The sequence below is a fragment of the Candidatus Thiodiazotropha sp. AKIB8 genome, assembly GCF_058244675.1.
In genome coordinates this window covers 264,550-280,334 of sequence record NZ_JBSYOO010000039.1, presented here as the reverse complement: position 1 = coordinate 280,334, position 15,785 = coordinate 264,550, and the positions used below count along the sequence as shown (strand labels likewise).

Sequence of the window (15,785 nt, the reverse complement as noted above, 5' to 3'; positions counted from 1 at the left end):
CTCAATTATGTCCTGAATGCACCTTAATCAACTATCGACAATCCAAGTGTCTTTACTGCCTCCTCCCTGGGATGAGTTTACCACCAGTGAGCCTTTGTTCAGGGCTACTCGGGTCAAACCACCCGTTGTGACCTCCATATTTTTACCACTGAGAATAAATGGACGAAGGTCTACATGGCGAGGCTCAAGCATGCCACGTGATACTGTTGGTACTGTGGAGATGCCCAGGGTTGGTTGTGCAATATAGTTTCGGGGATTGGCTTTAATCAGTTTACGGAAGGTTTGCCGCTCCTGCTTGGTTGATGCGGGACCGATCAACAGGCCATAGCCTCCCGACTCATTCGCCGGTTTCACGACCAACTCCTTAAGATGTTCTAAAACATATTCGCAGGAGTCTTTATCCATACAACGCCATGTTGGGACATTGGGCACAATGGGTTCCTGGTCGAGATAGTAGCGGATGATGTCAGGTACAAAAGAGTAGACAACTTTGTCATCAGCAACACCGGCGCCTGGGGCGTTGGCAAGGGCGACATTCCCTGCTTTCCAGGCCCGTATCAATCCAGGTACACCTAATAATGAATCTTTATCAAAGATCTCGGGGTCGAGAAACAGGTCATCAATACGGCGATAGATTACATCAACCCGTGACAGACCCTCGATATTGCGCATATAGACACAATCATCCTTTTCAACCACCAGATCCTGTCCTTCAACCAGTTCACATCCCATCTGTTGCGCCAGATAGGCGTGTTCAAAATAGGCGGAGTTATAGATGCCAGGTGTAAGTACGACAATTTCCGGATTATCACCGGGGCGGGGGGAGAGTGCCGCCAAAGTATCAAAAAGTTCTGAGGGATAGTCATCCACTGGCAAAGGACTGTAGGTTTCAAACAGTTCCGGGAAAACTCTTTTTGTCACCAGGCGGTTTTCCAGCATATATGAGACCCCGGAAGGTACCCTTAAATTATCTTCCAGGACATATACCTTTCCTTTGTCGTCCCGTACCAGGTCACTACCGCAGATATGGGCCCAGATGCCAAGAGGTGGGTTAATATCAATGCACTGCTCGCGGAAGTTTTCCGAATCTGCCAGCACTTCGGCAGGAAAAACTTTATCCTTCACAATCTTCTGTTTGTGGTAGAGGTCGTCAATGAAAAGATTCAAAGCCTCTACACGCTGCTTCAGCCCGGCTTCGATATCATCCCACTCCTTTTTAGGGATCAGGCGAGGGATTATGTCAAACGGCCAGACCCGGTCGATGGAACCCTCTTCCTGGGTATAGACCCGAAAGGTAATCCCCATCTGCTTTATAGCCAGCTCAGCACCAAGTTGTCGGGATTCGAGCTCGCCTTCATCAAGCTTGCCCAGGTAACTGATCAGCTTGCGGGCATAGCCTCTTGCGTTGCCATTTGGTGTGATCAGTTCATCGAAGAAGCGATGGTTTTCAAAGGAGTCTCGATTAATCGTCATCATGTGTCTCCCGACGGAGTGGCTCTTAAGTCCAGGGTATGGGGGAAGTCAGGATTGACCGGTTCCTTAGTCAGATCGATCGTTCCTCCAGTGTGGCCCTGTTCATGAAAGCGGGCAAGACGTCTTGCCTCAGCTTCGTAGGCATTGACTGGAAAGCTCTCTTCACTCCGTCCGCCAGGGTGAGCGACATGATAGGTACATCCACCCAGGGAACAGCGATTCCAGGTATCAACCACTTCAAACACTAATGGCGCATGACTACTGATGGTGGGATGTAATCCGGAGGGTGGCTGCCAGGCTTTAAAACGAACACCCGCAACATATTCACCCTGGGTGCCTGTGTTGCGCAGAGGTAGAGGCCGACCATTACAGGTGATTGCATGACGGCCGGGTGTCACCCCATTGATCTTGGCTTGTAAGCGTTCAACTGAAGAGTCCACATAACGGGCTGTACCCTGAGCAGTCACCTCTTCACCGAGTACGTTCCAAGGTTCGATGGCAAAGCGCAACTCCATCTCAATATCATCGACGTTGATGGTGCCGTATCGGGGGAAACGGAACTCAAGGAAGGGTGAAAACCATTCACTCTCAAAACCAAAACCCGATTTGCCCAGGTCTCTGACCACATCGGCCAGATCCCGTTCGATATAGTGGGGCAGCATGAAGCGGTCATGCAGTTCAGTTCCCCAGCGAACTGGTTCTCGCTCGTATGGGGTATCCCAGAATCGTGCTATCAAAGCGCGCAACAACAGCATCTGTACTGCACTCATCTGTGCATGAGGTGGCATCTCAAAACCACGGAATTCAACCAAACCCAAGCGCCCACTGGGAGAGTCAGGGGAGTAGAGCTTATCGATACAAAACTCAGATCGATGAGTATTTCCGGTCAGGTCAACCAACAGATGTCGAAGGATTCTATCGACCAACCAGGGGGCGGGGGTTTCACCAGGTGGGATCTCATTGAAAGCGATGCCGAGTTCATACAGTGCATCATCTCTGGCCTCATCCACCCTTGGGGCCTGTGAGGTAGGGCCGATAAACAGACCGGAGAAGAGGTAGGAGAGTGCAGGGTGGTGTTGCCAATAGGTTAACAGACTGCGCAGCAGATGTGGTCGGCGCAATATAGGGCTGTCTCCAGGATCGGCGGCACCAATGGTAATATGATTGCCACCCCCGGTGCCGGAATGACGACCATCCAGCATATATTTTTCAGTACCAAGACGGGACTGCCGAGCTTCCTGGTAAAGGGTTTCGGTCATGCCTACAAGATCACGCCAGTTATTGCTGGGATGAATGTTGACTTCGATGACACCGGGATCGGGTGTGATCTGAAAGCGTTCCAGGCGAGGATCCTTTGGTGGTTCGTATCCCTCCATAATCACTGAATAGCCAGTCTCAACTGCTGCTGCTTCAATGGCATTGATCAGGTCAAGATAGTGTTCGAGATTGGTCAGGGGCGGTAGGAATATATAGAGATGGCCATCTCTGGGTTCGACACACAATGCGGTCCGGATCAGGCTCTGATTCTCATCTTTACTCTTGAACAGTGAAGGGTCATCAGCAGCTTTTGGTTTTGCTGGAAGTGGTGTTGTATGGCCGCTTTGGACCATACGCAGCCGATCCCGTATTTCCGGCTGTAGTTCCCGTTCATCAAAAGGGTCTCGGGGATGAACAGCATGACGTTGTTGCTCTTTTTCCCAACGCAGGGAATCCAGAGGCAGCCGATAACCCATGGGTGAATCACCGGGTATGAGAAACATTTTGCCGCGTCGAAAATTCCAAGGATTACTGACCCAGCTCTGCTGACGATAATCCCAGGCTATGGGTAGAGTGAAGCCGACGATCTTCTGCAATCCCTGCTCGAAGATTTTACGCACCCGGTCACGATCGAGAGGATCTTTTAACTTGTTGTCCAGTGCATCCACATTGGTTGGTAATGTACCTTCCTTCCAGAGGTAGTAGAGATTGTCTTCCAGCCCTGGAACGACATAGTGATCTGGCAGATGAAGATGATTCTGAATCTTCTCAATCAGAAGTTGAGCGTGCTGTATAGAGTAATCACTCGAAGAGTCGGGCTGATCGAGAAGCTCCGGGTGATACCAGGTTGGTTGATTGTCCTTGCGCCAGGCACAGGTGAGTGCCCAACGGGGCAGGGGTTCTCCCGGATACCACTTGCCTTGGCCGTAGTGGAGTACAGCATCTTTTGCAAAGGCCTTTTTCAGTCGTTGCAGTAGCTCCCCGGCTAGTTGACGTTTGTGCTTCCCCAGTGCGGCAGTATTCCATTGAGGGCTCTCCATATCATCAATCGAGACAAATGTCGGTTCACCTCCCATAGTGAGTCTGACGTCGCCTCTATCCAACTGCTGGTCAACGAAATCGCCAAGAGTGAGAATCTCCTGCCACTCCCTGCTGCTGTAGGGTTTGGTTACTCGCGGATCCTCATGAACACGGATGACTTTGTTTTCGTGATGAAAGGTGACTTTACACTCATCAGTAGCCCCCTCTATGGGCGCAGCACTTATTGGATCTGGCGTACAGGCCAGTGGAATATGTCCCTCTCCTGCAAATAATCCGGAGGTTGGATCAAGCCCTACCCAACCGGCACCAGGTATGTAGACTTCAGTCCATGCGTGTAAATCGGTGAAATCTGCTTCCGGGCCAGATGGGCCATCGAGTGATTGTTGGTCGGCAACAAGCTGAACCAGATATCCGGATACGAAACGTGCCGCCAAGCCTAAATGGCGCAATATCTGAACCAGTAGCCAGGCACTATCACGACAGGAGCCACTCTTTTTGGTCAGGGTCTCTTCGCAGCTCTGTACACCAGGCTCCATGCGGACTGTGTAGCCGATATCCTGTTGCAGTCGCTGGTTAAGCTCGACCAGATAGTGAACAATGTGAGGTCCTTGCGCTCGCTCTTCCTCCGTTGATTTGTCGAGTTGGTAATTGAATCCGACCGGATCTGCTTTCAGAGCCTTTAACCAAGCGGATAAATGAGGCCCCTTCTCTTTGATTTCGAAATAGGGGAACAGCTCTTTATTCAACTGTTTTTCATAGCTGAATGGATAGTGTTCACACTCCTCCTCGACAAAGAAATCGAAAGGATTGATAGTCACTAAATCAGCAACAAGATTGACTTCGATAACCAGACTTTTTGTTTTTTCAGGAAATACACAGCGTGCCACATAGTTGCCAAATGGATCCTGCTGCCAATTTAGAAACTTTTTTTCTGGCTCTACAATCAAGCCATAGTGGTGCAGTGGCGTTCGCGTGTGGGGTGCGGGACGCAGACGTATCACGTGTGGAGCTAGATTAACCTGACGATCAAAGTGGTATTCTGTGCGGTGTTGAATGGCGATGCGTACTGACATGGTGCGTCGTGTGCTCCAGATTGGTGCTGTTGCTTTGCACTGAATACCTATTTCAATGCTTGGGGAGAATTATTGCAGTTTTTATGCCAGTGTTGTAACTCATTTGAGGGGCAAAAGGTTGAGTAAATGGTATCCACAGCTTTCCAGTTTGTATTAAGATGCAAGGCCAGAAATATCCTGCTTAAAACAGATCTATACCCAAAAAACTTAATAAGGTTACTCTATGACGTATTGTCTCGGTATTTGTGTCAAGGATGGCATGTTGTTCGCTTCCGACTCCCGTACCAATGCCGGTGTAGACTATGTCACCTCCTATTCGAAAATGCATCTTTTCAATCCGGCGCCGGATCGGCTGTTTGTCATTCTGTCAGCAGGAAATCTGGCGACTACCCAGGAGATTGTGAACATAATCCAGCGGGATATTGATTACCCAACAGGAGTCGATAGTCTACTGTCAGCAAGATACCTCTTCGAAGCGGCAGACTATGTGGGACGTGTCAGCCAGCAGGTTCAGCAGCAACACAGCAGCGTGCTTCAACAAGCCGGGGTCAGTGGTGAGGTATCACTGATACTGGGTGGTCAGATTCAAGGACAGCCCCATGGTTTGATGCTGATTTATCCGCAAGGTAACCATATTGAGGCCTCGAAAAGCACACCCTATCTGCAGATTGGTGAGACCAAATATGGAAAACCGGTACTTGATCGGGTATTGAGCCACGACTTGCCTCTGAATGATTGCGCGCGTCTGGCACTGGTTTCACTCAGTTCCACAACAATGTCCAATATTACTGTGGGTCCACCCTATGAGCTTTCACTCTATCGAGCAAATGATTTCCAGCTTGCCAGTCGGTGTAAGTTTGAAGAGCAGGGGGAGTACCTCAACGAGCTTCAGGCAGCCTGGACCAATGGTCTGATCCAGTCCTTTGCCAATCTTCCTCGCTTTGAATGGGAGACTGCGGAAATTCAGTCAAGTCTTGAGCTTAATCAATGTCAAGATCAGACTTCAGAGCCAGTTAAAAGCTATGACTGAATTTTTAGGGAACTTCATAATAAATCAGGGCGATTCTCACTTCTGACGTAAACAAGTCAAGCTCATGCTTAGTGGTCGGCATACCTGCTATGGCGTATCCTGATCTCTGGTTGAAGTCGGAGGATACCGTCTTCCCCCAGAACGCCTACTGTCTTATCAAAACGGTTCTTCAGCAAAGTCAGCACTTTCCCTGCTTGTGCTCTTCTGATGCAAACCAATTTCCAGCCGAATTTCTTCAGGATAGACATTCCGTCGACTTGTTTTTCATTGATATACATCTCAGGAGAATTGGGGATTGGCCCCAAACCTACGCGTTTTTCTAATGACATCACATCTTTCCCCTCGACATTGAGATTATTCAGTCATTTTCTGACATTATTATTTGTTCGATCATGTTGGGTAATTTTGATCTCCCTATCTGGATAATAGCGCAAAATAATATCTAGATGTTCAATATATAAAATATGATAAGTAAATCAATATGTTATTAAGTGGTCGGTGATTCTTGAGTCGCCGGTTGATGGGGATTATGAGTAGCGAATGACACTCAACAGGACTCACAGGAAGATGCCAATATGACCGTAAACACCACTACTCTCGTCTCAGGTCCAGTCTATGGTGATGGGCTCACCACCCATTTTGAGTTTTCGTTTCCTCTGCTCGATCCTGCGCATGTTGTGGTCACTATGATCGCAGCCAATGGATTTAAAATGATACTGGCCCAGGGAGATGACTATACAGTGACTCTCAACCTGGATCAGGAAAACAACCCTGGTGGTGCAGTGGACTATCCCGGCAGCAACGGCCCCCTGGCGATGGATGAATCACTGCTGATCCAACGTGTTGTAGATCTGCTTCAAACCACTGATTTGAGAAGTCAGATCACCTATAGCCCCGAACTGACAGAGCAGGCGTTGGATAAGCTGACCATGATGGTGCAGCAGACAAATCGAGCCCTGGTAACAACTGAAGCTGCAAAAGTTGCGGTCTTGGGATCAAGTGAAGTGGTATTTCCGTGGCGGGAGACCTGGGTTGACCACATCAATGGGGCATTGGCTGTAGAGGGGGTGAATGTTGTATTCAATCATACCGGAGCGGGTGCAATAACCTATCAGTACGCTCTAAACAGAGCAGACCCATTGACAGGTCAGACCTATGCCGAGTTTACCAGTCAATCGAATCCTGATGCCATCATCGTTGAGCTAGGTATAAATGACGCCATTCTTGGCTTGGGTGGCAGGTCTCAGACAGAGATGATTGCTGATGCACAGGCACTCTTTGGCTATTTCAGGGTGCACAATCCTGATTCTCTGCTGATCTATTCTAGGTTGGTTCCATACGATGAAGAGCGCCATTCAAGAAAACCTATTGAGAGGATCAAGAAAAAGTACTGCGTACCTGTTATGCATGAGACCAGTACCCAGCCAGGTGAATCGGGGCTCTACACTTCTGAATACGAAGAGGTCGACAAGCTACTCTCACCTCGCATGCAGGAGAGGTTGAGGGATTGGAAAGCCCTGGATGCAGAGTGTCGTAGTCTTGCAGATGTGGTGATCAACACTAACTACTTTCGCCCCGCAAGGTTGGGGTTACTCTCACACGATCGATATCACCCAAACTCCTGGGGACACTACTTCATAATGAGTCGCGTATGGGAAGCGCTACAGACCAACAGCACAATCCGAGAAACCCTCCCGGCGCTGAAAAATATCAGGAAACTGGGTGATTTTACTGACTTTGATCTGTTATGGAGTTCAGCAATCAAGCTTGATATCGGCAGGGATGGCTATGATGTCGATACAAAATACCTCTCTGGCAGAGAGTATCCCATGTGGCTGAATGTTTATGGTGATACCAACCTGATCTACAACATTAAATACTGGGCAAATGAGCAGCGCCCAACCATCGGCCTGACCGAGACTATAGACAGATCCAAAGATGATCTGTTTTTAGTGGTGTTGAACAACTTATGGCCTGATTATGAGATCTCAACAAAGCTCTGGTTAGATGGAGTCTCAGAGCCATCCAACTGGAATCGCAATAACCCTCCAACATTGGTTTCAGCAACGGGTGCGCATATCAGCTCACTGCAAAATATTGGTTTGGCTGCGGGGAGCTGGCATATCAAATACAAGATCGGCAATGATGTCTTTGGTCCGTTTGATGTTGAAGTTCAAGGTAACTATCCTCAGCCCGCCAGAATTGTAGATATTGTCAGCTTGATTCGAACAGAGAGTATGCAACTGCTGGGTGGGGGTTGGCACAACATTCCGTTTACAAATACAGTCACTATTCGTGAGATAGATGAAGCGCCAAGCACAGTTATTACTGGTGAGAGTGATGGTGCAGTTACCATTGTTGATCAACAGGGATATAGCAGTTTCAAGCTAAGAGGGTTTTGTACTATTAATGTAACCGATATTGGTCAATATCAACTCTCATTTTCAAGAGCGCCCGCAGGTCAATCCCATGACAGGATAGTCAGCGATGTGGTAATTAAAAAAAGTGATACATTGGAGAGCATACCTCTATCATTCGAGAGTATCTGGCTACCGATACAGACAGGCGGGGAGACATTATACTTAACCTTGAATGTGCCAGGGGGGGCGGAGATTGATGGAAGCAGTGGTATAGGTGTGCAAATTGAGTTGAGATCGTGATGCAACTGCTAGCAAGGTCCTGTGATAATAGGCTGTACCCCACTGCTGTCCCTCTTACTTTAACTATTACGGCTGTAACTGATTCATTGCTGTTGGTTTCTATTGCTGATTGATATTTGAGACATGAAAAGCATCGTAAAGCAGAGGGTCACGGCTAGAAAAAACTTATAAGTCATCAGTATCTTGAATAGGTGGGGAGAGAAACTCCCCTCGGGAGAGGGGGAGAATGAACACTCTATTTTCCCCAACAATCAGCAAGATAAATATGAACGATCAATGCAGTTTTTCTCTTTCAACCACATGAAACGCTTCGCGTACACCCTCTCCCCAACCCCTCTCCCGTAAAGGGAGAGGGGCTTTCAGAGTTGTTCTGAGAAGATTGAAAGTTAATGGGACAACAGTGGGCTATACCCTGTTTTATCTCTCTTTCGAGTATCAGGGTGAAGCGTAGGAGGACCATGCTCCACAGTTTTATTCTTATCCACCTCTTCAGTTCCTATTTTTATTATCACTGATAACCATGACATGAATACAAACCACTTCTATTTGTGAGTAGAAAATTTCGCGTTCACCATTGCAGGGAAGCTTTATGGCGTTGGTTCACTGGCAAAGCAAAATATAACTAAAAAATTGCTTCGTGCTGGAATACTTAACAAGCTGAAAACTGTTGTCACTTTAAGCCAAGCAGAAAATTGTCAACCTCACTCCAGAACTGAGGATAGTTGGTAAGGTTTTCATGAGTGCCATTCTTAAAAATCACCAGTCTGCCTTTTATTTTTGAGAGTTTTTCAGCACTCGAAAGAGGGACTACTGAATCAGAATCACCATGGAACATAATAACAGGGCAGTTAACTTTGCTCATATATTTTGCAGAGTCTAGTGGGTATTTGAGAATCACTCCAACAGGTATAAAAGGGAGTATTTCTGAGACCAGAGACTTTAAGCTGTAGAATGGTGAATACAAGATAAGGCCTCGGGGAGTGTTTTTGGAGGCTAACTGTATCGCAATGCTGGTTCCGATCGAGCGGCCATAAATGATTATGTCGGAAGCACTCCATCCTGACTCTTCCAGGTATTGCATGAACAGTGCAGCGTCGGAATAGAGCTTCTCTTCACTTAAATTACCGGTGCTCTTTCCATAAGATCGGTAGTCCATGGCCAGGAAGCTGTAATTTCGTAAGATAAATGGCTCTGCTACATAGTTCATATTCAGCATGTTTTCGCCATTGCCATGAAAATGCAGCACTACTCCCTTTGGGTTCTCAGCTTCGAAAAGTACAGCATTTAACCTGGCACCGTCTGGAGTGGCTAAAAAGATCTCTTTATGCTTTAACTCAAAATTAATTTCAGTGCCGGGATCGATTTTACTGGCCGGGAATATAATCAGTTCTTGGTTAAGGTAATAATAGAGACAGATTGCAAGATAGAAGAGGGAAGCCACAAAAATTGCCGACAGTGTAGCTTTCTTGAAATTAGAACTGAACAAAATTGATGCCTTTCATTGATGATCCGTTAAATGCTCATGGTCACTATTCCAGTTTAACAAATCAACCAAGTTTACCGCATGATTCATTTGAAACCCTGAAGACGACATACTTAGTCGCCGGGTTAATAATAGCTGCATGATCATTGATCTTGGCAATAAATAATATTGCCTTTTAGCTACGGTGGTTTACACTGGAACGATATTCTCGTTTCGTCATTTATCCTGGATAGCTGGCTTGGCGCCAATTATATCAGGTAAATCAATGACACAGCTCCGCTTAAATTACCAAACAATAGAGTTTGGGAAGACTGACATCCACCTTTGTACTCTGCGTAATAATCAACAGTTTCATGATCCTGATGGGGTTGCTGAAAAGCTGGGGATATCCTCTGCAACATGGCCACTATTTGGTGTGATATGGCCCTCCAGTCTGGTTCTTGCTAATTTGATATTTGATTATGATATCGGTTCAAAAAGGATTTTAGAGGTTGGATGCGGTATAGCGCTATCCAGCTTGATCTTAAACAAGCGTTCTGCAGATATTACCGCTACTGACTATCATCCAGAAGCGGAGAATTTTTTGGTAAGAAATACACTACTGAATGATGGTGATCCTATTCCATTTGAGCGTGTCGACTGGTCAGATAAAAACGACCATCTTGGGCTTTTTGACTTGATCATAGGTAGTGATATTTTATATGAGGATCAACATATCGAATTGCTTGCCAAGTTCATTGAGCGGCATGCAAAGCCAAATTGCGAAGTTATTCTTGTTGATCCCGGACGTGGTCGTAAGAATAAACTAAGTTCTCGAATGACTGACTTGGGATATAGATCGAGCCAATACAAGCCGCTACATACAGATTATCTGAGTCAAGAGTTCAAGGGACATATATTGAAGTTTATACGGTAAGTTGTACTATTTTATCGTTAGTTGTCGCCCTGCAGCTTGCTCTGAGGGTGAGTGCTAATAGTTCCCGGATCTTCATCTAAGAGTGCAATCTTCATGAAATCAATACATTGCGAAACTTTCCCGTGGTCAGGTTGTACATACCCTGGGTAATCGACTCGCTGGCAATCCACAGCCCAATACCTTGACCAAAGACGGTGCCAGCTATGCACCCCTGGTCTATGACTACGAGAAGTTGGCTGAAGACCTGCAGGGATTCAAAAAGCTGATACTGACTATCTGCAATACAACGTTCCTGATAGTGAATTGGTGGCCCTGGATACGGCTGAAGACATCGCAGAATCGGTGATCCGGAATGTATTCCTCCATGGAGGTCTTAAGGGCACCGGTTTACCAAAGTACCTGGTACCCAAGGCCGGCGCTCTGCAAGAACGAACCATTGATATCCCGAATATGCTGCTCGAGTCCTACCTAGTTAATGACAGCCGGGTCTTGATCTCTCGCTATCTCAAGCAGATTGGTAGTGATATCGAGCTGACCAAGGTCTTTGGTTCAAAGAACATGCGATATGCCTCCTCCAATATCTCGACAGAATACGATCGTTTGATTGCTGAGAGTACTGGAGCAGAGGCAAAACGCCTCAAGAAGGAGCGCTCTATTGTATTTAGAGACCTGAAAGCCATGAGAGACCGACTCACAGGGCAGTATGAGCGACCCATGGATCCTTGGTCAAGGCAGGAGCATCGATCCGAGCATGGAACACCATGACCATGCAGGGCGGTGCTGTTGTCTCAAATCTCCCCGATATGGCCAGGCCAATCATGGAATTAGGATTGAGGCCGTTCGCCAAAGGAATGACTCAGATCATCGGCAACGTGAAGGGATTTAATCTCTCCCGGGCAGAGCTCAAGCGTTGGGGTGTGGGTTTAGACATGACTACTGGCTCCAGGATGGCAGCAATCGCTGATGCTCAGGACATGATGCAGGCCGGCCAGCAGAAGGCGATGAATGTCTTTGGTAAGGTTTCGCTCCTAAATGCCTGGAATGGTGGTATGAAGCAGTTTGCCGGTGTGATGACAGTCGACAGCTTCCTGAAATGGGGTAGCTATGCGAGACGTACAAAGCACCAGAATCAGATCATGGCCCGGGCAGGCCTGGATGAAAATATGCTGGTCCGTGTTAATGAGCAGTTCAGAGCACATGGCATCACAGATGGTGGCTTACGGATCGCCAATACCGCCGAGTGGACCGATGCCGAGGCCGCAGAGATCTTTGAAGCTGCGGTTCGCTCTGAGGTGCAGCACACCATCATACAGCCCGGGGTAGGCGATAAGCCCCTGGTGGCATCCACCGAGGTGGGAAAGATGGCTTTTCAGTTCCAGAGTTTCATCATGAGTTCTCAGAACCGGATGTTGATCAACGGCCTGCAGCGCCATGATATGGCCTTCATGACAGGAATCCTGGCCAGTGTGTTCATCGGAATGCTGACCGCCTACGTGAAAAATGCAGTGAGAGGAGCAGAACAGCCCAAGAATCCACAAGGGTGGGTAGCTGAGGGTGTGGATCGATCCGGTGTCCTGGGCTTGATGACCTATCCCTTCAACTGGGGCCGCATGGCCACCGGTGACACACCTTCCCGATTTACCGCAAGGAACATCACCGGTACCTTCCTGGGACCAACCCCAGAGCAGGTTGAGCGGGTTGTGGGGGTTGGTCTCGGGGCAGTAGAGGGGAATCTCAATCCCGAGCAGCTGGCCAGGCTGATGCCATTTCAAAACCTATTGCACCTACATCAGATTGCTGAGCAGGTGGCAGAATAGGCAGCCTGAAGCTTACAACTACTAAGTTGTAATCACAGGTCTTTTTTTTATTGATAACATTTTGGAGGTTTAGAGATGTGTGAACCAACGGCAATTGCGGCAGTAGGGTCGGCAGTAGTTGGCGCTTATGCAAGCAATAGGAATAACAAACGGTTAGTCGCTGAACAGAAAAAAGCACGTAAAGAAAAACCCCGGACACCGACCTTTGCAGATGCATCTGTCAGAGACGCAGGCAACCTGGCTCGACGTGCGGCAACTTCTGGCGGTCAATCCTCAACACGCAGATCTGGCAGTCCGCTCGGGCTTCCTGGCGGTGCAGGAAAATCTCGAACTTTGCTGGGTGGGTGAATAGTTCCAAACCAGGCCCAAATCAACTATATTCCTAGTGCGCCCTGCAATGCCACGGTAATTGTCACCATCTGCTTGTGGGTGCACTGACTCCTTAGAGCCCGCGGAATCAGCCCGCCCTGCCTGGGGGTCAAAGGCCTGCCAGCCCCCCGGGCTTCTAACCTGGGTTCATGTTGGTGGGCCTTTTCATTGCCTACTAATTAGTGAGAGCACAGCGCTCCCTGGGAACAATCAGGCCGCAGGAGTCGGTTCCTAGTGATGGGGGTGCTGTGAGACGTATCTATTATACAGGGACATCATGTGCCGGTTATTGCGCTCTATCATGATTAGAAACTCTCTTTAGCTATCTGACTGATTTTGTTAATGTAAAATAGTAAATCCATGGTAAATCAATCAATTTAGGGATAATAAATGATAAAACTGAGTGAAGATGGAAAGTATTTTTTTGATGTAACAGATTGGGAAGAGCTACTTACTAGGCCAGGTTTTGAACAAAAAGTCGATTCAGATGATGTTGAAATTGGAAGGATAATTGGTCAGTACAGCATAACTCCAAAACAGCCTTGTGGAATTAAAAGTTGTGGTACAAAGCATAATCGAGGTTATCTAATTACACTATCAGATGGTCGGGAAACAAACATAGGGAATGTATGCGGTAGGAAAATATTTAAAGTTGATTTCTCTCAGCATTTAAATGTCTTCAAGAAAGACATGAATTCACAGAGATATCGAGAAGAAATCAGATTCACACAAAACACGCTTCTCGATACTAAAGACCAAGTAGAGTTATTGTCTAAAGGAGATGGGCAGGCAGATGACTGTTATTCACAAATGAACGCTCAGATGACTAGATTGTTTTCTGAGGATATTACAAGGCGGTTATTAGATCGTGCAAAAAGATCAAATGCAGTAGTTACTCGTGATTTCGAGGTGACAGAAGATGATAGAAGTAGTGGAGTTGTTGGAACTAACGCTAATTATACTACCGAAACAGTATTCATAATATCAGGCCTTTCTGCTGTCAAATCGTATAAAAAGCTGAGAACTATATTAAAAAAACAACTTGGTGATGAGCTCCATGCTTTTGAAGAAATCAATCCAGACGATCTGGAGTTCGAAGATTTAAAGAGGTGGCATAATTGGATCAATAAAATAGATCTAAGATTAAAAAGTGCGAGAAACATCATTCAGGAATGCAACAGATTCTTACAGTCAGTGAATATAGAAAATATTAGGAAATTCTGTACTTATCTCTAAGATACCAATAAAGAACAGCTATGAAATCTGAAAAAATACATAACTATCTAAGGGTGTTTCTTTACTTTCTGGTTTGTGGGGTTTCATTTTTTGCAAGTTACTATCTACAAACCACTGAAATAATGAGTTCAGTCTTAGCAGCGCCGGGTGTTATCGCACTAATAGGAGCTGTATTTCAACTTATAAGAGATGAGGCTGCACATGAAAGAAATAAACAGCTACAACAAAGTGAGTTTCAGTTTTCACTTGGGGCAGCTTCTCATATGGCAATCAAAGCATTTGATAAGCATGTGGAGTTTTGCGAGCAGTATATAGAGGAAGTGCAAGACGCTGTATATACACTATTTAGCAAGGGGGCTACACCAGAGGCTTTGGAGCATGCACGTAATCTTTATAATCTGCGTGAAAAATATATAGTATGGTTGAATGATGATATTAATAAGTCACTAGGTGATTTTGAGAAGAACTTAAGGAGGCTTGGGGCAAATGCACACTTTGAAAAACAAGTTAGAGGGACAGAAGCTTATGCTGAGAATAAGAAAGAAAGAATCGAAAAGCAATACAACTTGCTATTTGAGATAACTGGGATAGGAATTGAACCAACTTATGATGAGCAAGGGGATGTAGATGATGATACTCATAAAAGTGGTGTCGAAGCGGTAACGCATAAAGTTAAAGATATACTTGGCATTGAGGATCTTCTGAAAATCAGAAAACAGTTGATATTTAAAGCAAGTGATATGTTGTCACTATAAATGAAGAAAGGAAGCTTATTATGGTGTGCTCAAGAAAAACTGAGGGACTATATCCGGAAAGAAATACAAAACAAAACCACAAATAGCCAATGCTATTGGGAGTATGTATTCTGCAAACCAGACTGTTTTAAATACAACACCTAGATACGCTTTTAGATACACTGTCCATAAGTCATTAAATCCTACTGTGCGCTCGAGTGGTATTAGATTTTTGTTGGGCCCAGATGTGACCTTTCTTACTATTTTTTCGTCTAAATTTAGTTTAACTGTGTAAGTAAAATAGTTAATGTAACTTATGATGTCATAATTATGCTGAGGTATCCCGCTATCTTTTCCAAGTCTACTATCATCTCGTGATTTCAAGAAGCTTCTTAAGTTTAACTCTACTATAGACTTTACACTTCTCTTTATGCCTGTGCCGCCCATTTCAGATAAAAATTGTATGTATTTGATAAGCATGTAAATCATGCATATCACTATGATATTTAGCGGTGCTTCTGGATTTTGAAACGTTAGCTTTGTTCCTAAAATATTTATGCTATCAAGCGATCCGCCGGACAACGTTAAAAATACAAAAATCCCTGAAAGAAGAAGCATATTACGTCTGTGTTTAAAGAATCTTGCCTTAGTTTCATTTTCTTCCATGTTTTAGCCTACTGATGAGGTATCGTTGAT

The 15,785-nt window shown here is 46.0% G+C and carries 13 protein-coding genes; 8 read left to right on the top strand and 5 right to left on the bottom strand.

The features are described from left to right. Positions 1-27: 27 nt before the first annotated feature. Positions 28-1,473 carry a circularly permuted type 2 ATP-grasp protein gene (locus tag AC4IFB_RS13200; protein ID WP_490778611.1) on the bottom strand — a complete coding sequence of 482 codons (1,446 nt, stop codon included), beginning with the start codon at positions 1,471-1,473 and terminating at the stop codon, positions 28-30. Then, positions 1,473-4,844 (bottom strand): transglutaminase family protein, encoded by a 3,372-nt coding sequence (locus AC4IFB_RS13195; RefSeq protein ID WP_490780409.1) that lies wholly within the window; start codon positions 4,842-4,844, stop codon positions 1,473-1,475. Before AC4IFB_RS13195 ends, AC4IFB_RS13200 begins: the two co-directional genes overlap by 1 nt. A 223-nt stretch (positions 4,845-5,067) precedes the next feature. On the opposite strand from AC4IFB_RS13195, the gene AC4IFB_RS13190 reads away from it, so the two are divergent. Next, a complete protein-coding gene (locus AC4IFB_RS13190) occupies positions 5,068-5,874 on the top strand; it encodes a proteasome-type protease (protein ID WP_490778605.1) in 807 nt (268 codons plus the stop codon). A gap of 68 nt (positions 5,875-5,942) precedes the next feature. Here AC4IFB_RS13190 and AC4IFB_RS13185 read toward each other — a convergent pair whose 3' ends face one another. Next, entirely contained in the window at positions 5,943-6,203 is a 261-nt protein-coding gene (locus AC4IFB_RS13185; RefSeq protein ID WP_490778606.1) for a hypothetical protein, read from the bottom strand. Positions 6,204-6,449: 246 nt separating this feature from the next. Between AC4IFB_RS13185 and AC4IFB_RS13180 the strand changes: the two genes are divergently transcribed. Next, on the top strand, positions 6,450-8,534 hold the full coding sequence (locus tag AC4IFB_RS13180; protein WP_490780408.1) for an SGNH/GDSL hydrolase family protein: 2,085 nt from the start codon (positions 6,450-6,452) through the stop codon (positions 8,532-8,534). A gap of 670 nt (positions 8,535-9,204) precedes the next feature. Here the strand turns inward: AC4IFB_RS13180 and AC4IFB_RS13175 are convergent. Beyond that, positions 9,205-10,020, bottom strand: coding sequence for an alpha/beta hydrolase (locus AC4IFB_RS13175; protein WP_490780407.1), 816 nt, complete (start codon positions 10,018-10,020; stop codon positions 9,205-9,207). A 262-nt stretch (positions 10,021-10,282) separates the two neighbouring features. Between AC4IFB_RS13175 and AC4IFB_RS13170 the strand changes: the two genes are divergently transcribed. The 6 genes from AC4IFB_RS13170 (at position 10,283) to AC4IFB_RS13145 (ending at position 15,110) form a co-directional block, all read left to right on the top strand. Then, positions 10,283-10,933, top strand: a complete 651-nt coding sequence (locus tag AC4IFB_RS13170; RefSeq protein ID WP_490780406.1) for a class I SAM-dependent methyltransferase — start codon at positions 10,283-10,285, stop codon at positions 10,931-10,933. A 306-nt stretch (positions 10,934-11,239) separates the two neighbouring features. Next, positions 11,240-11,698: a hypothetical protein gene (locus tag AC4IFB_RS13165; protein ID WP_490780405.1), complete on the top strand. Its 459-nt coding sequence runs from the start codon at positions 11,240-11,242 to the stop codon at positions 11,696-11,698. After that, positions 11,695-12,750: a hypothetical protein gene (locus AC4IFB_RS13160; protein WP_490780404.1), complete on the top strand. Its 1,056-nt coding sequence runs from the start codon at positions 11,695-11,697 to the stop codon at positions 12,748-12,750. The genes AC4IFB_RS13165 and AC4IFB_RS13160 overlap by 4 nt, the downstream gene beginning before the upstream one ends. A 75-nt stretch (positions 12,751-12,825) precedes the next feature. Further along, positions 12,826-13,098 (top strand): hypothetical protein, encoded by a 273-nt coding sequence (locus tag AC4IFB_RS13155; protein ID WP_490780403.1) that lies wholly within the window; start codon positions 12,826-12,828, stop codon positions 13,096-13,098. A 411-nt stretch (positions 13,099-13,509) separates the two neighbouring features. Beyond that, positions 13,510-14,355 carry a hypothetical protein gene (locus AC4IFB_RS13150; protein ID WP_490780402.1) on the top strand — a complete coding sequence of 282 codons (846 nt, stop codon included), beginning with the start codon at positions 13,510-13,512 and terminating at the stop codon, positions 14,353-14,355. 20 nt (positions 14,356-14,375) lie between these two features. Further along, entirely contained in the window at positions 14,376-15,110 is a 735-nt protein-coding gene (locus AC4IFB_RS13145; protein WP_490780401.1) for a hypothetical protein, read from the top strand. A gap of 18 nt (positions 15,111-15,128) precedes the next feature. Here AC4IFB_RS13145 and AC4IFB_RS13140 read toward each other — a convergent pair whose 3' ends face one another. Then, positions 15,129-15,755, bottom strand: a complete 627-nt coding sequence (locus tag AC4IFB_RS13140) for a hypothetical protein (RefSeq protein WP_490780400.1) — start codon at positions 15,753-15,755, stop codon at positions 15,129-15,131. Positions 15,756-15,785 lie beyond the last annotated feature (30 nt).

Bases quoted from the DNA above. Each gene is read 5' to 3' on its own strand.
- AC4IFB_RS13200 (WP_490778611.1), bottom strand. From the start codon at position 1,473: ATGACGATTAATCGAGACTCCTTTGAAAACCATCGCTTCTTCGATGAA.
- AC4IFB_RS13195 (WP_490780409.1), bottom strand. From the start codon at position 4,844: ATGTCAGTACGCATCGCCATTCAACACCGCACAGAATACCACTTTGAT.
- AC4IFB_RS13190 (WP_490778605.1), top strand. From the start codon at position 5,068: ATGACGTATTGTCTCGGTATTTGTGTCAAGGATGGCATGTTGTTCGCT.
- AC4IFB_RS13185 (WP_490778606.1), bottom strand. From the start codon at position 6,203: ATGTCATTAGAAAAACGCGTAGGTTTGGGGCCAATCCCCAATTCTCCT.
- AC4IFB_RS13180 (WP_490780408.1), top strand. From the start codon at position 6,450: ATGACCGTAAACACCACTACTCTCGTCTCAGGTCCAGTCTATGGTGAT.
- AC4IFB_RS13170 (WP_490780406.1), top strand. From the start codon at position 10,283: ATGACACAGCTCCGCTTAAATTACCAAACAATAGAGTTTGGGAAGACT.
- AC4IFB_RS13160 (WP_490780404.1), top strand. From the start codon at position 11,695: ATGACCATGCAGGGCGGTGCTGTTGTCTCAAATCTCCCCGATATGGCC.
- AC4IFB_RS13155 (WP_490780403.1), top strand. From the start codon at position 12,826: ATGTGTGAACCAACGGCAATTGCGGCAGTAGGGTCGGCAGTAGTTGGC.
- AC4IFB_RS13150 (WP_490780402.1), top strand. From the start codon at position 13,510: ATGATAAAACTGAGTGAAGATGGAAAGTATTTTTTTGATGTAACAGAT.
- AC4IFB_RS13145 (WP_490780401.1), top strand. From the start codon at position 14,376: ATGAAATCTGAAAAAATACATAACTATCTAAGGGTGTTTCTTTACTTT.
- AC4IFB_RS13140 (WP_490780400.1), bottom strand. From the start codon at position 15,755: ATGGAAGAAAATGAAACTAAGGCAAGATTCTTTAAACACAGACGTAAT.